Annotated in this window: 17 protein-coding genes; 11 read left to right on the top strand and 6 right to left on the bottom strand. The window is 68.2% G+C overall.

Annotation, left to right across the window (positions count from 1 at the left end):
- Positions 1–6: 6 nt before the first annotated feature.
- The 3 genes from RMCB_RS19630 (at position 7) to RMCB_RS19620 (ending at position 2,823) form a co-directional block, all read left to right on the top strand.
- Positions 7–894: an SMP-30/gluconolactonase/LRE family protein gene (locus tag RMCB_RS19630; protein WP_062830129.1), complete on the top strand. Its 888-nt coding sequence runs from the start codon at positions 7–9 to the stop codon at positions 892–894.
- A 17-nt stretch (positions 895–911) separates the two neighbouring features.
- Positions 912–1,775 (top strand): 3-hydroxyacyl-CoA dehydrogenase family protein, encoded by an 864-nt coding sequence (locus RMCB_RS19625; protein WP_062830128.1) that lies wholly within the window; start codon positions 912–914, stop codon positions 1,773–1,775.
- 79 nt (positions 1,776–1,854) lie between these two features.
- A complete protein-coding gene (locus RMCB_RS19620; protein WP_062830127.1) occupies positions 1,855–2,823 on the top strand; it encodes a hypothetical protein in 969 nt (322 codons plus the stop codon).
- 49 nt (positions 2,824–2,872) lie between these two features.
- On the opposite strand, the gene RMCB_RS19615 is transcribed toward RMCB_RS19620, so the two are convergent.
- Positions 2,873–3,760, bottom strand: a complete 888-nt coding sequence (locus tag RMCB_RS19615; protein ID WP_029367732.1) for a universal stress protein — start codon at positions 3,758–3,760, stop codon at positions 2,873–2,875.
- Positions 3,761–3,870: 110 nt separating this feature from the next.
- Positions 3,871–4,740 carry a MaoC family dehydratase gene (locus RMCB_RS19610; protein WP_062830126.1) on the bottom strand — a complete coding sequence of 290 codons (870 nt, stop codon included), beginning with the start codon at positions 4,738–4,740 and terminating at the stop codon, positions 3,871–3,873.
- A 58-nt stretch (positions 4,741–4,798) separates the two neighbouring features.
- Between RMCB_RS19610 and RMCB_RS19605 the strand changes: the two genes are divergently transcribed.
- Together RMCB_RS19605 and RMCB_RS19600 are read left to right on the top strand one after the other, a co-directional pair.
- Entirely contained in the window at positions 4,799–6,847 is a 2,049-nt protein-coding gene (locus tag RMCB_RS19605; RefSeq protein WP_109784350.1) for an SDR family oxidoreductase, read from the top strand.
- Positions 6,848–6,870: 23 nt separating this feature from the next.
- Complete coding sequence (locus RMCB_RS19600; RefSeq protein ID WP_072278504.1) at positions 6,871–7,911, top strand: nucleoside hydrolase; 1,041 nt, start codon at positions 6,871–6,873, stop codon at positions 7,909–7,911.
- Positions 7,912–7,917: 6 nt separating this feature from the next.
- On the opposite strand, the gene RMCB_RS19595 is transcribed toward RMCB_RS19600, so the two are convergent.
- The 4 genes from RMCB_RS19595 to RMCB_RS19580 are packed head-to-tail and all read right to left on the bottom strand — an operon-like array spanning position 7,918 to position 11,644.
- The gene (locus RMCB_RS19595; RefSeq protein WP_072278503.1) at positions 7,918–8,709 is read right to left on the bottom strand and encodes an MBL fold metallo-hydrolase; all 792 of its coding nucleotides are present in this window, start codon (positions 8,707–8,709) and stop codon (positions 7,918–7,920) included.
- Positions 8,696–9,328 (bottom strand): TetR/AcrR family transcriptional regulator, encoded by a 633-nt coding sequence (locus RMCB_RS19590; protein ID WP_062830124.1) that lies wholly within the window; start codon positions 9,326–9,328, stop codon positions 8,696–8,698. Before RMCB_RS19590 ends, RMCB_RS19595 begins: the two co-directional genes overlap by 14 nt.
- A gap of 39 nt (positions 9,329–9,367) precedes the next feature.
- Complete coding sequence (locus RMCB_RS19585) at positions 9,368–10,909, bottom strand: DNA polymerase Y family protein (protein WP_109784358.1); 1,542 nt, start codon at positions 10,907–10,909, stop codon at positions 9,368–9,370.
- A 36-nt stretch (positions 10,910–10,945) separates the two neighbouring features.
- The gene (locus RMCB_RS19580) at positions 10,946–11,644 is read right to left on the bottom strand and encodes a DnaE2-dependent mutagenesis accessory factor ImuA' (RefSeq protein WP_062830122.1); all 699 of its coding nucleotides are present in this window, start codon (positions 11,642–11,644) and stop codon (positions 10,946–10,948) included.
- Positions 11,645–11,930: 286 nt separating this feature from the next.
- Here RMCB_RS19580 and RMCB_RS19575 point away from each other — a divergent pair, with 286 nt between their 5' ends.
- The 6 genes from RMCB_RS19575 to RMCB_RS19550 all read left to right on the top strand — a co-directional run bounded on the left by RMCB_RS19575 (position 11,931) and on the right by RMCB_RS19550 (position 18,686).
- A complete protein-coding gene (locus RMCB_RS19575; protein ID WP_062830273.1) occupies positions 11,931–12,218 on the top strand; it encodes a hypothetical protein in 288 nt (95 codons plus the stop codon).
- Between the two features lie 34 nt (positions 12,219–12,252).
- Positions 12,253–13,866 carry a S53 family peptidase gene (locus RMCB_RS19570; RefSeq protein WP_062830121.1) on the top strand — a complete coding sequence of 538 codons (1,614 nt, stop codon included), beginning with the start codon at positions 12,253–12,255 and terminating at the stop codon, positions 13,864–13,866.
- A gap of 25 nt (positions 13,867–13,891) precedes the next feature.
- Positions 13,892–15,823 (top strand): zinc ribbon domain-containing protein, encoded by a 1,932-nt coding sequence (locus RMCB_RS19565; protein WP_062830120.1) that lies wholly within the window; start codon positions 13,892–13,894, stop codon positions 15,821–15,823.
- A 105-nt stretch (positions 15,824–15,928) separates the two neighbouring features.
- Positions 15,929–16,915 carry an alpha/beta hydrolase gene (locus tag RMCB_RS19560; protein ID WP_062830119.1) on the top strand — a complete coding sequence of 329 codons (987 nt, stop codon included), beginning with the start codon at positions 15,929–15,931 and terminating at the stop codon, positions 16,913–16,915.
- Positions 16,912–17,766, top strand: a complete 855-nt coding sequence (locus RMCB_RS19555; protein WP_036422953.1) for an SDR family NAD(P)-dependent oxidoreductase — start codon at positions 16,912–16,914, stop codon at positions 17,764–17,766. Before RMCB_RS19560 ends, RMCB_RS19555 begins: the two co-directional genes overlap by 4 nt.
- The gene (locus RMCB_RS19550) at positions 17,766–18,686 is read left to right on the top strand and encodes a hypothetical protein (RefSeq protein WP_062830118.1); all 921 of its coding nucleotides are present in this window, start codon (positions 17,766–17,768) and stop codon (positions 18,684–18,686) included. The genes RMCB_RS19555 and RMCB_RS19550 overlap by 1 nt, the downstream gene beginning before the upstream one ends.
- Position 18,687 lies beyond the last annotated feature (1 nt).

Here is an 18,687-nt window from a genome sequence, read left to right as displayed (position 1 = left end):
GGAATCGTGTTCCGTGAACTGATCGCGCTGGGTATCCGTTCAGGTGCGGTGTACCGCGTGAACATCGCCGATGGCTCGGCGACCACTGTTCACAGCGACGGCCTCGGCCCGTCCCCCGACGGCGTGGTGGTGCGTGACGGTGTCGTCTACTGGACCACCATGGGCGTCCCCACCCGCGACCCGGCACTCAAAGGCGAAGCCAGCCTGGACTATTCCGCGCGTAATGGGGGTCTGCACGCGGTGCGCCTGGACGGCACCGATGCACACGACGTGATCCCGGTCGGTTCACTGACAACCGGCAAGCAACTCACCGTCGACGCCGCAGGCACCCTCTACTGGGGTGACCGGGAGGGTTGCCGGGTGAGCTGTGTGCGTCCCGACGGCAGCGCTTTGACCGACCTCGTGGCCAACGCCCGGGACGACAGCTGGCTGCAGGAATGCGTCGGCGTCGCCGTCACGTCCACTCACCTGTACTGGACCCAGAAGGGGCCGGCAAAGGGCGGCAAAGGCCGAATCCTACGGGCCGGCTTGACCATTCCCGCCGGGCAGACCGCGGCCGACCGTACCGACATCGAAGTGCTGTGGGATCACCTGCCGGAGCCGATCGACCTTGAGGTCCACGGCGACTGGCTGTATTGGACCGACCGCGGCGCTGCGCCGGCAGGCAACACCCTCAACCGGGCACCGCTCCCCGGCCCCGGTGCCACCGGTGCCCAACCGGAGATCCTCGCCGACGGATTCGCCGAAGCGATCGGCCTTGCCGTCGACGAGGACACCGCGTACGTGTCGGACCTGGGCGGGCACATCCGCGCCGTGCCGCTGCCCGGGTGTCCCGGGGAACCTCGGCTGGTCGCCGACATGGGTGAACCGATCTCGGGGATCGCCGGGATCTGAGTCGACAGGAGGGCGGCATGACCTACGCACACACCTTCGGCGATGTCGAGCACCGACCGGTCGCCGTGATCGGGGCCGGCACGCTCGGACGGCGCATCGCGCTGATGTTCGCCTCTCGCGGCGGCACTGTGCGCGTCTACGATCCGAGCGCCGAACAGGTAGCCGCCGCAACCGAATACGTCGCCCAGACGCTGCCCGGGGTGATCGAGCGCCGGGGCTCCGGTGCGGTCGGCCGCGCCGAGGCCGCGGGGTCGCTCGACGATGCGCTGCGTGACGCCTGGCTGGTGGTGGAGGCCGTCCCCGAGCGGCTCGACATCAAGATTCCGCTGTGGGGCCAGATCGACGCCGCGGCACCCGCCGACACGATCTTCGCGACGAATTCGTCGTCGTATCCGTCCCGGCTGATGACGGAGCACATCCGGGACAAGAGCCGGATGTGCAACATGCACTTCTACATGCCGCCGGGGTCCAACGCCGTCGACCTGATGTCGGACGGCGAGACCAGCCGCGACGTGCTCGACACCCTGTTGGCGGTACTGCCCGAGTACGACATCCACCCGTTCGAGGCCCGCAAGGAGAGCGTCGGCTTCATCTTCAACCGGGTGTGGGCGGCGATCAAACGCGAGTGCCTCGAGGTGGTCGCCGAGGGCGTGGCCCGTCCGGAGGATGTCGACGGCATGTTCCGGATCAACTGGCACATGCCCGTCGGGCCGTTCCAGATGATGGACCAGGTGGGCCTCGACGTCGTGCTCGACATCGAGAATCACTATGCCGAGGAGAATCCGCATCTTCCGGCGGGGCCGCGCGAGCTGCTGCATCGCTACGTCGACGCGGGCAAGCTCGGCGTGAAGACCGGTGAGGGGTTCTACCGCCACCGCTGAACCGGCCGATCAGGCTGCCAAATTGCTGTGAACCCCCTACGATGCCCGTGGGCTGGGGGATCGACTGCAAAGGACGGCAATGGCGTCAACGAAGTACATCGGTTATGTCGGCGGTGTGGCGGTAGCCATGGGTGTGGGTGCGGCGATCGCCACAGCCGGCCAGGGCACCGCCAACGCCGATGCGACCGACGGCGGTTCGGCCGCCAAGGACGCCGGCACCAGCACGTCGGTCAACGCCGGGCCCAAGCGCACACCCGCCGGCCCGGCCAAAGCACTGTCGAAGATCAACGACAATGTGGCGAAGGTCAGCGCCCAGGTCACCAAGACGGCACACACGGTGTCCACGTCGCTCTCGGACTCTCTGGCCAAGCCCGCCGCACAACCGGTGACCAAGGTCGGCAGCAAGCCCGCGCCCAGTGCGGCGGACTTCGAGGCCAAGCAGGTCGACCGGCTCAAGAAGATGTTCGAGCCCAAGCAGGCCGCCGCACCGAGCCAGCCCACCGCGCCGAAAACGGACAGTTCCGTCGACGCGCCGGTGTCACGGGCGGCTGTCCAGGCCGACGCCCCGTCACCGACGGCGGCCCCAGCGTGGAGCCCGAATCCGTTCCGCGCCGATGATCCGAAGCCGACGAACGAACCCGACCTGGTGCAGCAGCTCAGCAGCACCCTGATCGGGATCACCCCGGAAGCGTTGCAGCCCGTGACCCGTGAAGGCGTGGAGGCCGGTTACCGGGTCAGCCAGATGGTGCCGTGGCTCAACATCGTGGTGCCTGCCACCAAGATCATCCCCAACCTGTCCCCCGCCTTGCAGAGTGATCCGGCCGGCCTGCGAGCTCGTCAGGTCATCGTCAACCAGTTGCTGATCACCACCCAGCCGGGCTCGCTCGCCTTTTACGGGTACGACGAGGTCGCCGATCTGCTCAACGTGGAGTACCCGGCCGACGATCTCAAGCAGCAGGCCTTCGTAACGGCGTGGAACATCCTCGACCCGTTCCAGCTGGCGCATGTTTCCGGTGAATCGGGTATCGACCGGACCTACGCCGTGTGACGCCGGCCCGCGAATTCGACGTGGCGCTACGCCCAAGGGGTTTCGGGCATCATTGACCCTCGCCGTCACTCACATCGTCGCGCGGCACCACGATCATCGGAACGTCGACCACCCGCAACATCTTTGCGGCCGTTGAGCCGAGGAAAATGCGCTTGGGTGCGCTCAGCCGGCTGGACCCCACCATCAGCACGTCACCGTCGTGCCAGTCGAGCTTGTTGATCGCGGCTTCCACCGTCGAGCCGGTCACCACCGTCGAGGTCACCGGAAAGCCTTCGGGCAGGCTGGATTTCGCGGTTTCCAGAGTTTCGCGAGCATGATCCTGCGCGTGCTCACGCACGGCGTCGTCGTCTGAGCGCAACGTACCGAAGGTGGGATCGAGTGCCACCAGCGACACCAGCCGCAGCGGCGTGCCGGCCGCCTTGCTGGCCCGTACCGCGGTGTCCAGCAATCGATCCGCGCCCTTGCGGGTGCCGAGCGCACAGGTGACTTCGCGAACCCGCTCGATGGTCGATTGCCGAGTTCCGCGCGGCGCCACCGCGACTGGCACCGGCGACGAATGCAACAGTTCGTTGACCACCGAGCCCAGCGAGAAGCTGCCTGCCAAGCCGCCGCCGGAGCCGCCGACCACGATGGCCTCAGCGTCGAGCCGCACCGCCTCGTGGATCAACCCGTCGGTGAACGACTCGTCGAAACTCAGATGACTGTGGGCGACAACGTCGTCGGGTACCGAGGCGACCGCCTCCTCGAGCCAGCCCTTGGCCTGCTCGGCGAGCACCTCCTCGTACCCGCCCTTGGGCACCAGTGCAGGCAGGCCCGTGTCCTGGGGTAAGACGATGCATATCTCGACCTCTGCGCCGAGCGTGCGGGCGAACCGCACCGCCAGAGCCAACGCGTCGGCGCCACCGGCTGTGGCGAGATATCCAACGACCAACTTCATCAGTCACCACCGTTCCCGCACTGCGTTGTGCGCCCGTAGTCGGACAGATCCTGTCAACCCACGGCCCGGTTTATCACAGCTTCGACGAAATTCACCGCAGCGCGGGGCAATCAGTCGACATACTCGGCGGCGCCGTCGTCCAGCACCACCCGCTCGCCGGTGCCGTCCGGCGCGGCGGCGGTGGTGCGGAACACGGCCTTGCCCGGCGCGGTGCGCCAGATCGACGTGGTCAGCGTCTCCCCGGGAAACACCGGTGCACTGAACCGCGACGCGACGGCGCGAAGTCTGGTCGCGTCACCGCCGCACAACTCGGCGATCAGGGCGCGCCCGGCCACGCCGTAGGTGCACAGCCCGTGCAGGATCGGTTTCGGGAAGCCTGCGAGGTTCTTGGCGAACCACGGATCGCTGTGCAGCGGGTTGCGGTCGCCGGACAGCCGGTAGATCAGGGCCTGGTCCTCGCGGGTCGGCAGGGCCAGTCGCGCATCCGGCTCGGACTCCGGGATCTCCGGGGCCGCCGGACGCTGCCCGGGCTGCCCGCCGAAACCGCCCTCACCCCGAATCACCACGGTGGTCAGGGTTTCCACGAGCACCTCGTCGGTCGCGGGATCGGTGCCGATGCCTTTGAGCATCACCACGGCGTTCTTGCCCTCACCCTTGTCCTGGATGTCGGCGACCTCGGAGACCACCTTCAGTTTCCCGGCCGGCGGCAGTGGTTTTGCCACCCGGATCTCCTGCGAGCCGTGCAGCAGCATCCCGAAGTTGAACGTGCCGATCTTGGCGGCCGCCGCGAAGGGCGAGCACGCGATGATCGCGTACGTCGGCAATACCTGCTGCTCGATGTCATGGCTGTTCTCGGTGGTGAACTGCAGATCGTCGAGGCCTGCGCCGACGCCGACGGCGTACAGCAGGGTGTCGCGGTCGGTCCACTCGAAGACGTGCGGGTCGGTCTTCTCGCCGATGGCGTTGGGGTTGATGGGCATGGATCGGACGATAGACCGTCGGTTGACGTTTGCCCGGTGAGGGGCGACCATGTCTGGCATGCGCTATGTCGTTACCGGCGGTACCGGGTTTATCGGACGCCGCGTCGTCTCCGAGATCTTGGCCCGCGATGCCTATGCCGAAGTGTGGGTGCTGGTCCGGCGGGCGTCGCTGGCCCGGTTCGAGCAACTGGCCGGTGAATGGGGCGAACGGGCGAAGCCGCTGGTCGGCGACCTGACGGCGTCCGATCTCGGGTTGACCGACGCCGACATCGCCGACCTGGGCTCCGGCGACGACGGGATCTCGCACGTCGTGCACTGCGCGGCGATCTACGACATCACCGTCGGCGAAGCCGAGCAGCAGGCGGCCAACGTCGAGGGCACCCGTGCGGTGATCGGACTGGCCCGGCGGCTGGACGCGACGTTGCACCATGTGTCCTCGATCGCGGTGGCGGGCAGCTACCCCGGCGTGTACACCGAGGACGATTTCGACGTCGCCCAGGATCTGCCCACGCCGTATCACCAGACCAAGTTCGAAGCCGAGCTGCTGGTCCGGTCCTCACCCGGACTGCGCTACCGCGTGTACCGGCCCGCCGTGGTGGTCGGCGACTCCACCACCGGTGAGATGGACAAGGTCGACGGCCCGTACTACTTCTTCGGCGTGCTGGCGCGACTGGCCGCCCTGCCCAGGTTCACCCCGGTGATGCTGCCCGACTCCGGCCGTACCAACATCGTGCCGGTCGACTACGTTGTGCGAGCGCTCGTGCATCTCATGCATGCCGAGGGCCGCGACGGTGAGACCTTCCACTTGACCGCTCCGAAAACCATTGGGCTGCGCGGGATCTACCGCGGGGTGGCCGAGGCGGCCGGGCTGCCGCCGTTGCGCGGATCGTTGCCGCGCGCCGCCGCCGCACCGGTGCTGCAGGTGAGCGGACGGGCCAAGACCGTGCGCAACATGGTGGCCACGCAGCTGGGCATTCCCGGTGAGGTACTCGATGTCGTCGACCTGATGCCGACCTTCACCGCCGAGCACACCACCGAGGCGTTGCGCGGCACCGGCATCACCGTGCCCGAATTCTCTTCCTACGCACCGCAGCTGTGGCGGTACTGGGCGCAGCATCTCAACCCCGACCGGGCCCGCCGCGACGATCCGGCAGGTCCACTGGTCGGCAAGCACGTGATCATCACCGGCGCATCCAGCGGTATCGGGCGGGCCTCGGCCATCGCGGTGGCCGAGCGCGGCGGCTGCGTGTTCGCATTGGCCCGCAACGGCCAGGCGCTCGACGATCTGGTTGCCGAGATCCGTGCCGCCGGCGGGCAGGCGTACGCCTTCACGTGCGATGTCACCGATTCGGCATCGGTCGAGCACACGGTGAAGGACATCCTCGGCAGGTTCGGCCATGTCGACTACCTGGTGAACAACGCAGGCCGGTCCATCCGGCGTTCGGTGGTGAATTCGACCGACCGGCTGCACGACTACGAACGGGTGATGGCGGTCAACTACTTCGGCGCGGTGCGCATGGTGCTGGCGCTGCTGCCGCATTGGCGTGAGCGCCGGTTCGGCCATGTGGTCAACGTGTCCAGCGCGGGTGTTCAGGCCAACAGCCCCAAATACAGCGCCTACCTGCCGAGCAAGGCCGCGCTGGATGCCTTCTCCGAAGTGGTCGGCACCGAAACCCTCTCGGATCACATCACTTTCACCAACATCCATATGCCGTTGGTGAAGACCCCGATGATCGCACCGTCGCGCAAGCTCAACCCGGTGCCGCCGATCTCGGCCGAGCACGCCGCGGCGATGGTGGTCCGCGGGCTGGTCGACAAGCCGGCCCGCATCGACACCCCGCTGGGCACCCTGGCCGACTTCGGCAATTACCTGACCCCGAAGCTCTCCCGCCGGGTGTTGCACCAGCTGTACCTGGGCTACCCCGATTCAGCGGCCGCCCGCGGCGAAGCGCCTCCCGAACCACCGGCCGCGCTCGCTCCGGTCAGCAGCTCGCCGATGCGCAGGCCGAAGCGCCCGGCCCGCACCGGCGCATCGCTGCGAGTGCCACGCGCCGTGAGCCGCCCGGTCAAACGGGCGGTGCGGCTGGTGCCCGGCGTGCACTGGTAACCGGTTCGCCTATCGTTGACCCGGTGACGCGACTACCTGTCTTCGCCGACGTCGATACCGGAGTCGATGACGCGATGGCCCTGGTGTATCTGCTGGCCAGTCCCGACGCAGAGTTGGTTGGCATCGCCTCCACCGCGGGAAACATTGGCGTGCAACAAGTCTGCGTCAACAATCTGGGCCTGCTGGAGCTGTGCCGGGCAGACGACATCCCGGTGTCCAAGGGTTCCGAGCAGCCGCTGAGCGCCCCGTTGCGCACCGCGGAAGACACCCATGGGCCCGAGGGGCTGGGCTATGCGCGACTGCCCGCCACCGATCGGCAACTGACCGGGCACGACTCCGCGCAGGCATGGGTGGCCGCGGCGAGAGCACATCCGGGTGAGTTGATCGGCCTGGCCACCGGCCCGTTGACCAATCTGGCCCTCGCGATGCGGGCCGAACCTCGTCTCCCCCGGCTGCTGCGCCGGCTGGTGATCATGGGTGGGGCGTTCGACTACCGCGGCAACACCACCCCGGTCTCGGAGTGGAACATCAGCGTGGATCCGGAATCGGCGGCCGAGGTGTTCGGCGGCTGGGCCGCGGCGTGGGGCACCGACGCACCGGAACACCTGCCGATTGTGTTGGGGCTCAACCTCACCGAGCACATCGCGATGACGCCGCAGCTGCTGGGCCGGCTGGCCGAGGCGGCGGAGTCACCGACGGCGCCGATGAGCGAGCTCGACGCACGCGGGACCCGGTCGGCGGCGGTCAATCCGCTCATCCGGGTGCTCGAGGACGCGATGCGGTTCTATTTCGAATTCCACTTCGACACCGACGACGGGTATCTCGCGCATCTGCATGATCCGCTGGCCGCCGCGGTGGCCCTCGACCCCGACCTTGTGCAGTACCGGCAGACCACGGTCGACGTCGAGCTGACCGGCACCTTGACCCGCGGGATGACGGTGGCCGATTGGCGCGGGCACTGGGGCCGCCAACCCAACGCGCTCATCGGTGTCCGGGTGGACCCGGCGGTGTTTTTCGACAGGTTCATCGAGCGGGTCGGCCCGTTCGCGCAGCGGTTGGGGTGAGCCCGCTCAGGCGGCCAGATCGGCCGTGACGTCGACGGCCTCCCCCGCCGCCAGTGCCACCACCCGGACCGGCAGGTGTTCGGTAGCCGCCCCGAGGCGTTGCACCGCATCGTCCTGCTCCACGTAGAACGGTGGCTGGTCGACACCGAAGTGCATGGGCACCAACGCTTTCGCGTGCAGGATCGCGGCCGCCTGGGCTGCCTGCTCGGGGGTGAGCACCGCAGGCAACGGACTGGCAGGCTGAAGATGCGGGAAGTTCACCGCGGCCCCGTTGATCGGCAACACCGCGACGTCGATGGGGCCGACCCGGCGGGCGATGAGCCACCAGTATCCGTGGAATATCGTGTCGCCGCCGTGGAAGATCCGCTGACCGTCGGCCTCGATGACCCAGTTCACCTGGGGGTCGCCGAGCCCGTCGACCGATGGCACCGCGGTGACGGTAAACGGGCCGAGTTCGACGCGCTGCCAGTCGGAGACGGTGCGGACATCCAAGGTGCTGGCGGCGAGTCGTGCTTCCTGTTCGGCGGTCCACACCGATTCCTCGGCCGATCCGATGAACGGCGGTGGGCGGAGCACGATGCCCGTCGGCCCGACTGCGGATTGGATCGCGGGCACATCGGTGTGGTCGGCGTGTAAGTGGGTGACCAGGGCGGCCGCGGCGCTCTGCTGCGGGTCGAGCAGCGCTCCCGGCGGCAACGCCGAACTGATGATCTTCGACTGCCGGACGTAGTCGACGACCAGCGATGCACCTTGTGCACCGACCTCGATGCCGGCCCAGCCGAGTCTACGGATCTTCATGTACGCGTGTCCTTTCCACGTCGATGCGGGATGTGATGGCTGCGGTGGCCCGGTCATAGGCGGTGTCGTCGTCGAACAGCACGGCCTGTGAGTTCGCGGCGACGGCGAACGCGTCGAGTTCGAACACGAGCTGCACCGGGTCGAGGTCCGCGCCGATCTCGCCGGCGGCCTGCGCCTCCCGCACGAGTTGCTGCTGCAGGCCCAGCCAGCTCAGCCGGCGTTCGCGCAGCGCATCACGCAGAGCGCCGTCGCGGGCGTCGTATTCGGCGGTGACGGCGGCGAAGAAACACCCGCCGGAGAACACGCGCCGGCGCGAATAATCCATCCACTGCCGGTAGAGCGCCAACAGCCGAGGCATGCCTTTCGGCGCCGTCAGGGCGGGTGCGATCACCTCGGTGGTGAACACCTCCCCGGCATAGTCCACCGCCGCGAGCTGCAACTGCGCCTTGGACCCGAAGTGGGCGGCCACGTTGCTCTTGCTGGTGCCGCATTCCTGGGCCAGCCGGGCAATCGAAAGGCCTTCCAGCCCTTCGGCAGACGCAATGTCGGCAGCGCTGGCCAGGATCGCCGCGCGAGCGCGGGCGCCGCGAGCAAGGCGGCCGTCGGAGATCTCCTCCATACCGCCAAACTATACGAACGATCGTTCATAGATCAAGGGCTATTCATAGACTCCCTCCAGGTACCACCGCCGTTGCCGGTAGCACAGCAGCAGCGCCAGGCCGTTCGCTTCGTCGCCCAGCAGCACCTGCGCCCGCGCGGTGCGCCCCGCGCCCCGGCTCTGCGGGTCCCACCACCGTTCGTCGACCGGCCACGGCCCGGCCCACCAACGCAAGCTGCCGTCGCGCCTGCCCGCACCGGCCAGCCGAGCCGGATCCGCGGTGAACATCCCCCGGCTGGTGACCCGTACCGGAACACCTTGCCCGTCAAGGAGTTCCACCGGATCATCGAGCAGGACCGTGGGCGAGGGCTCGGGCAGTTGCCCGGGCCAGGGCTGCCGCGGGTCGGCCCGCGGCACCGGCTCGTCCCCCAGCGGCGTGAGGGTGATGCGTTCGGCAGGCCCGCGCCCACCGCTGAGCACCGGCACCTGAACCGCCTCCGGTCCGAGCAAGCCCTGCACCCGTACCAGCGCGCGCCGGGCCCGCAGCCGGTCCTCCCCGCCCACACCGCCCCACAACGGCAGCTGCAGTGCCGCCGCGGACACCACCTCCACCGGGCGCAATCGCAGCACGGTGACCGGCGCGGTGGGCTTCTCGGAAGTACGCCGGTTCAGCCAGCCGTCCAGCTGCCAGCGCACCCTGTCGGCAGTCGCATCCTCGGTCAGCGGTTCGGCACACCGCCACACCCGTTCCAGCTCTTCGCCGTTGGCGGTGACGGCATGGATGGCCAACCGGGTGCAGCCGACGCCCGCTCCTTCCAGACTGCGATGCAGGGCGCTGGCCAGCGACCGCCCGGCGAAGGCCGCCGCGTCCACCCGCTCGATCGGCGGATCGCAGTTCATCACGGCGTCGAGTTCGGCAGCCGGGTCCTTCCCCGATGGCTTCCTGGCCGACTCGCCGCGGGCGAAGGCGTGCGCGGCCACCGCGTCGGCCCCGAACCGGGAGGCCACATCGGTACGCGACAGCTCGGCGAACTGACCGAGGGTACGGATTCCCATGCGCCACAACAGGTCTGCCAGCTCTTCGCGGCCCGGTGCGGCCAAGGCAGGTTCGGTGGCCAACTGCCGGATGGACAGCGGGGACAAGAACAGGGCATCGGTACCGGGTTCAACGATGCGTCCCGCCCGGGCGGCGAAAACCGCGGTGGGCAACTGATCCGCGATGCCCACCTGACATTCCGACCCCGCCGCGGCCACCGCGTCGACCAGCCGTTCGGCTGCTGCAGGTTCGGATCCGAAGTAGCGAGCCGCCCCGCGCACCGGCAGCACCAGCAGACCCGGCCGCAGCACCTCGGCCCGCGGCACCAGATCATCGACCGCGACCGTGACGTTCTCGAAGTGGCGGGCATCACGGGCCGGATCAGCGGCGACGACATGCAGATACGGACACCGGGCCTGGGCCTCCCGTCGACGCAGCCCACGCCGCACCCCCGACGCCCGCGCCGACGCCGAGCAAGCGACGACCCGGTTGGCCAGCGTGACCGCGACCGGAGCGGTCGGCTCCAAGCCCGCCGCGGTGGCCGCCGCGACGGCAGGCCAGTCCATGCACCACAGCGCCAGCACCCGAGACGCCGACACGGTCTAACCGCCTGCCACGCAGACTGATCCGGCGGCGCCCCGCATGGCCAGCCGGACCCGGCCGATCCGGCCACGCCCGGGTGCGGGCAGGCCGCTGCCCGCACCGGTCACGTCGTAACCGCAGACCCTGGCTTCCAACCAGGTGGAGGCACCCCGCCACTCACCGTCGGTGACCAGCAGCGTGCACCCTTTCTGCCGGGCCCGCGCCACCATCACCCTGGCCCGGCCCGGCGGTACCGCGCGCCCACCCAACCCGAGCAGCACCAGATCCATCCCGTCCATCAACACCGACGCCACTTCGACCGGATCCGCCCCAGGATCCGGAATGACCGCAAGCCGGCTCAGATCGGCACCCATTTCCACCGCGGCCAGCAGCCCGACATCGGGTTGCCCGACGATCGCGGCGTGCCCGCCCGCCGCCGTCACCGCCGCCACCATGCCCAGTGGCAGCGACCGGGCACCCGACATCACCGCGACGGTTCCGCGCGGCAGCGTCGTGGGCAACCCGGCAGGCGTCGGGTCAGCCGGGAATTCAGGGAGTTCCAGCAAAGAATTACCCGCCGGAATCGCCGCGCCGGCCCGACCCACCCCCCGATGCGCCGGACCGACCTTCCCCGACACTGCGGCGATCTTGCGCCGCAGATGTTCCACCTGCTCAGCGCGGGTAAGCCGGCCCAGTTCAAGGTCCGCCGCAACGGTCACAGCAGCACCTCCAACACCATCTAAACCAGGCCGTGTTCGAATATATGTTCGATACACCGAGTAAACACCCACACCCCGACAGCGTCAAGCCGCGGACGGTCGCCTCGAAGCGACCGGCAACACCACCGGGAATGCTCCTGCGCCCTTTTGGGCTTTAAGTTAAAGTTCGACTACCAAAACCCACTTCGGGATGGGACTGGTGCACGATCACCCGATCGTGCGGAATCGCACAACGATTCGCCGAAGGCCAGCGCTCAAATACCGGGGGACAAGTGAGGACACCATCATGAGGTCTGGGCAATTGACTCGTCGGCTCGCCGTCATCGCCGGCGGCGCCGCTGTCGTGGGCATGATTTCGTTCACCGCGTCGTGCGGCACCAAGGAAAAGGCTCCCGAGACGACGACGCCGACCACCACCACGACCACCACCACGACGACGACGACACCGGCCTATCCTGCGCCGCCGCCTTCGGTCGAGCCCACCGAGAAGTCGATCAACCCCACCGGTGGCAACCTGTTCACCCCGACGGTGAAGGCGCCGCCGCCGGCGACCGCCATCCCCGGCGACCACTAGAACCACGCGAGGTTCGTTCGTCAGTCGTGGATCCATGACCCGGCCGCGCGTCATACCCGGGTACGCACTGCTGACGTTGATCCTGGCAGGAGCGCTGCTCCTGGCATCGGACCTGCGGGCTACCCAAGCACCGGGCGTAAGGACTCCCATCGGGGGTCCTTACGCCCAATTGCTTGCTGCCTCAACCGATCTCGGCCCTTCCCACAATGACTCGGTCCAACTCACCGTCGCCCTGCAGAGCCGGCTACGGCCGGCAGCGCTCTACCAATGGGCCGACGCACACCGATTGTCGGTGCGGTGGCGCTCGGGCGACCCTTGGGCCATCGTCGACGGCGCGCCCGCCGACATGGCGAGCGCCTTCGGCGTCGACATCCACGACTACCTGGGTAGACGTGGCCAGGTGTTCTATGCGTCGCCGCAGCAGCCTGCGATACCCGAACCTCTGCGCGGCGAAGTCACCGAGGTGGGCCGCCTCCTCGGCTACACCCCGCCCCGGATGTCGCGGCCGGACCTGTCGAACCTGCCCGCCGATGTCCCCGACCGCGGGCTGACCCCCACGGCGCTGCTCAACACCTACAACCTGAGCGGGCTTGCGCGACAGGGCTACACCGGCAAGGGCACCACCATCGTGATCTTCGCCTTCGACGGCTTCAAGCAGACCGATCTGGACACCTTCGCCACCACCTTCAACCTGCCGCGGTTCACACCGATTCTGGTTGGCGGACAGCCCAGCGAACCTCACGGCGAGACGACGATGGACCTCCAAGTCGCCCACGCCATCGCGCCCGATGCGCGCAAGGTGGTGATCAACGCCCGGCCAACGGTCCAGGGCGACGGCGCTTACGAGAAAATCGGTCAGATGCTCTTGTCGGCGGATGCCGACTATCCCGGTGCGGTGTGGAGCTTTTCCATCGGCTGGGGCTGCGACAAGCTGATCACCGCCGCCGATCTCGCCCCGGTCCGCTCCGCGCTGGCCACCGCACATTCCCACGGCACCACGGCGTTCAACGCCAGCGGCGACCTGGCCGGCCTGGAATGCAAAGGCGGACAAGACTGGTCGTCACCGCCGGGCCCCGATGACGTCGGATTGGACTCGGTCGCATCGCTGCCCGAGATCACCAACGTCGGAGGCACCACGCTGTCCACCGACACCGACGGCAGTTGGCTGGCCGAACAGGCCTGGTTCGACGTACCGCTCACCCAGGGCACCGGCGGCGGCGTCTCGGCGCTGTTCGTCCGACCGGAGTGGCAGCGCGGGCTCACCGCGCCCGATGACGGTGGCGCCGAGCGGCGGTTCACCCCGGATGTGTCCGCGGTCGCCGACCCGTTCACCGGGGTGAAGATCGTGCTGAACGATCAACTGTTGGTCGGCGGCGGCACCTCCCAGTCGGCGCCGCTGTGGGCCGGGATGGCCGCGGTGATGAACCAGTACCTGCTCGCCAACGGCGGCCGGGAGCTCGGTGACCTCAATCCCCTGCTGTACCGCATCGCCGCCGGCGCCCCGCTGCCCGCCTTCCACGACGTCACGCTCGGCGGCAATGCGGTGGCCAGCGCCGGCCCGGGCTACGACCTGGTGACCGGGCTCGGAACGCCCAACGTGGACAACCTCGTCAAGAACATCCTGGTGTGGCAGAGAGCGAATCCATGATTAGCGGAGCGAAGGCGGATCGCGCATGAGTATCGATCCCGGCCTCGACCCGGCAGGTCCCGCGACGATGCGGTGCGAGGTGTGCCAACTCGACGTCCCCGCGGGCCAGTACTGCGGGCTGTGCGGCGCGCCGCTGTCGGAGCACCGGGGCGACGGCCCGCACTGGCTGCGGGTGCGGTCTTTCAGCGCCGCCCCCGGCCAGCACCTGCTGATCCCGTCGGTCACCAGTTCGCTGTTCCCGCACCTTTCGCCGCGGTCGCGGACCGCGTTCCTGATCGGTCTGGGGCTGTTGCTGGCGGGGCTGGTGGCCGCTGCCCTGTTCCGGCTGCCCGCAGCGCTCATTACGGTCGCCGCCCTCGGCCTGCCGCTGTTGTTCGGAATCTACTTGCACGAGTCCGATGTTCACCGCGACGTCCCGCGCAGCACGCTGGTACTCACCGCGGTGCTGGGCCTGGGCCTCGGGACCGGCTGGGTGCTCTTGACGGGCGGCGCGATGGCCCGCGCGTATGGCGTCCCGCTGGGCATGGGTATCACCGGATCGCGCATGCTGCGCGACGGCATCGGTGTGTCCCTGGGCGGCATGGCACTGATGCTGGTCCCCGTACTGCTGGTGCGTTTCATCCGCCGTGGGACGCAAGAAGCGTTGGACGGCTACGCAATCGGCGCGTTCGGCGCATTGACCTACTGCGCTGCGGCGACGATGACGCGCCTGGCCCCGCAGTTCACCACCGGCATGGTGGCACGGGATCGGCCGATGAGCGGGCTGCTGATCGAGGCAGGCATCCGGGGCGTGGCGGTGCCGACAACCGCCGCCGCCGTGGGCGGGCTGATCGGTGCCGCACTGTGGTTCACCCGGCCGCCGAACAAGGTTCTCGTGCACCGCGGCTTCGTGCGCATCACCCTGATGCTGTTCGCGGCCGGGGTGATGATCCTCTACGCCGGGCTGGGGCTGATCGACATCGCGCGGTTCCCGCAGTGGTTGCAGTTCGCGCTCTACATCGCGCTGGCCGCAGTGGCGCTGCTGCTCCTGCGGGTCGGGGTCCATCTGGCGTTGCTGCACGAGGCACACGACGAGATCAACACCGACGAGCCACTGCTGTGCGCGCAATGTGGACACGTCGTGCCTGACGCTCCGTTCTGCGCACACTGCGGCGCGGCTACCCATGCGTCGTCGCGCAGTTCGCGCGCAGCCCGCAGGACGGGCCGCCCGACTCCTCAGGAGGAGCCCGGCGAGATCACGGTCGGACTGCTTCCCGGCTATTCGATCCACAAGGGGACATTCACCGCTGCGCCGGTCCACAAGACGTCCTACACCGGGCTGGCACTGGCTCTCGGCGTCGTCATCGTCGTGGTGGCGGCGGGGCTGGTCGGGCTCTCGGCGGCACTGCAGAAGCCCGCAGCACGCTACGTGTGCCCGCCGAACTGCGGCTCGCCACCGATCGGGCAACCTGTCACCATCAATCCCCTGTACACCGCACCCGACGGATCGTTCACGGTGGCATATCCGGCTGAAGGGTCGGCCTACAAGATCACCACCACCGATCACGGCGTGATGGCGAACCTGACGGCAGGCGATGGCGGCACCATGCAGTTGTTCAGTAGGCCCGCTGCCGGGAAGACGCCGAAAGACATTGCGGTCCAACTGGTTCACCAGACATTCCCGGACACCAAGACCGCCTACGAGATACCCAACACGATGGTCGGTTATCAGCCCGGGTTCGGGCTTGCCGCCGACTGCTGGCCGCAGGGCTCGACCAGCAGCTACGCCAGGATGCGGGTGATCATCATGGTGGCGGTCAAGCATGATCTCGCGCTCATCGCGGCGGCCGTGGGGCCGTACCGCCAGTTCGGCCCTGACTCCGGTTCCGGCAAGCCGTCCGGCGCCAATCTGCAGCTCGCGTTGGATATGGGCAAGTACGTCAACAGTTTCCGCTGGCGCGGGGATCCCGCGCGGTAATCGGCCGGTCACCTACGAGGTAATACCGCCGTCGCCAAATGATGACATTGACAAATGTCATCATTTGTTGGTGTACTCAGCGAACCGCTTCGACGAGGAGGTTCGATGGCCGACCCTGGCATCCCCCGACGTGGCTCACTGCGATCCCGCGGCGCGGCCGCGATCAGCACGCTGACTCTGCGACAACTGAGCGGGGCACTCCCTCCCGAGCACGTGCTCGGACTGTGGGCGTCACGGTGCCTGATCGCGCGGATCATGGACACCTTCGGCCCGCCCCTGGCGGGGACCCGGGTCGAGCCCGTCGATGTGCGGATGGCCGACGGCAGGCGGGTGATCGGCGAGTGGGTGCGCGGCTCCGGTGTTTCCACCGCGACGCCCGAGCACGCCATCTACTACGTGCACGGCAGCGGCTTCGCACTCTGTTCGGCGCGGACACACCGGCGCCTGACGGCCTGGCTCTCCCGGCGCACCGGCCTGCCGGTGTTCAGTATCGACTATCGCCTGGCTCCCGAACACCGATTCCCCACTGCCGCAGACGATGTGGCCGCCGGCTGGGACTGGCTGTGCACCGACGGCCGGCTCGATCCGGAGAACGTCGTGATGGCGGGCGACTCTGCCGGTGGGCACCTGGCCGTTGACCTGCTGCTGCAACCGAACACGGCGCATCCGTCCGGGCTGGTGTTGCTGTCACCGCTGATCGACTTGACCTTCGCGCTCGCCCGGGCTCGCGAGCAACTGCACCGCGACCCGGCGATCAGGGCGTCCGACGCCGCACGCCTGATCGGACTATATTGCAGCGCAACCGATCTCACGCATCCGCGGCTCACGCTCGACGTCGCGCGCGGCCGCCCCATGCCCCCGACGCTCATCCAGGCCGGCGGCGCCGAGATGCTCGTCGCCGATGCCCGCAAGCTCGATGCCGACATCCGCGCCGCAGGCGGGCACAGTGAACTCGAAGTGTGGCCGGACCAGGTGCATGTCTTCCAGGCCTTGCCGCGGCTGAGCCCCGACGCGGTGGCGGCGATGGGCCGGATCACCGGTTTCATCTCGGAATCCTTGCACCACAACGCCGTCAGAGAGGTAGCCGGATGAACATCTTCGGCAGCAGCCGCAAGCGCAGCCATCGCGCCGACGCGGTCGTCACCGGCGCGGGCAGCGGCATCGGCGCCGCGTTCGCCGCAGAGCTGGGCCGCCGAGGCGGCCGGGTGGTGTGCGGCGACATCGACGAGGGCGCCGCCCGCGCCACCGCTGAGGCCATCGTCGCCGACGGCGGCCAAGCCACCGCCGTGCACTGCGACGTGTCCCGCATCGAGCAGGTCGAGCAGCTGGCCGACGCCGCGCAGACGTGGTTCGACGGCCCGCCAACCCTCGTCGTCAACAACGCCGGCGTCGGAGCGGGCGGCAGGCCCATCGGCGAGATCAGCCTCGACGACTGGAACTGGGTGCTCGGCGTCAACCTATGGGGCCCGATCCACGGCTGCCACGTCTTCACCCCGATCTTGCGTGCCGCACAAGGTGATCAGCCCCGCGGCATCATCAACGTCGCATCGGCCGCCGCGTTCGGTGCCGCGCCCGGCATGGCCGCCTACAACGTGAGCAAGGCGGGCACGCTGTCCCTGTCGGAGACCCTGGCCGCCGAGTTGTCCGGCACCGGGATCAACGTCACGGTGTTGTGCCCGACGTTCGTCAAGACCAACATCGTCGAATCCGGCAGGATCACAGCACAATCGACACAATTGGCCGACCGGCTGATGCGGTGGACCGGCTTCTCTCCGGAGCGCGTCGCCCGCATGTGCCTGGACACCAACGACCGTGGCGGCCTGTACTGCATGCCCCAACCCGACGCCCGCATCGGTTGGGGCATCAAACGACTCACCCCGACGGTCTACACCCGTGCGGTGGGTATGACGACCCGGTTCACCAGCTCGGAGGAGGTTTCGTAATGGCCATAGACATGGATGTGATGCTCGCGAAGATCAAGGATCGGCAATGGGCCCTGGCCGATATCGACTGGGACGCCCCGGGAGCCGAAACCATCACCGACGAGATGCGGCCGAAGCTCAAGGCTTTCATGGCCGATCTGTGCTGGATCGAGAATGTCGGTGCGCGTGGATTCGCCGCATTGGCCAAGAAGGCGCCCACCCCGACCATCGCCGAGATCTACCGCTACTTCCACGCCGAGGAGCAGCGGCACGCCAATGCCGAACTGGCGCTGATGAAGCGCTGGGGCATGCTCGAAGACGGTGAGATGCCCGAACCGAACGTCAACATCCGGTTGGCCATCGAATGGTTGGACACGTACTCCGACAACATGTCCCTGTCGGTGCTCGGCACCGTCATCCCGATGCTCGAGGTCGCGCTCGACGGGGCGTTGCTGAAGTTCCTGCTCGAAGAAGTCGACGATCCGGTCTGCCATCAGGTGTTCGAGAAGATCAACAATGACGAGTCCCGGCACATCGCAGTCGATTTCGAAGTGCTCAACATGATCGGGCACGCCAGTATGCGGCGCCTCGCGGTGGAGTTCGTCGGCAATGTGGCATCGCCGGGCGTCATCATCGGCGCCTTGATGTACGTTCCTCTGCTCAACCGCATGCGCAACAACATCGTCGACATGGGGCTGCAGCCCGAGAAGCTCTACAAGGCCATGATGCGGTTCAAGGAACTCGGTGGTCGCGCCGAATACACCTGGCGCGTACCGGCTTATCAGCTGCTCAAGCTGCACGGCCGGATGGTCACCAACCCGCGCCACCCCTACCACTGGGTGGCCAACCCCATGGTGTGGGCATCCGACCGGTATCCGAAAACCCTGCTGCGGCCGATCCCGAGTTGGTTCAAGGAGCTGACCCACGAGCCGGCGGCCTGAT

The sequence above is a fragment of the Mycolicibacterium brisbanense genome (assembly GCF_001570425.1).
Classification (GTDB): domain Bacteria; phylum Actinomycetota; class Actinomycetes; order Mycobacteriales; family Mycobacteriaceae; genus Mycobacterium; species Mycobacterium brisbanense.
This window is presented reverse-complemented; position numbering and strand designations above follow the sequence as displayed.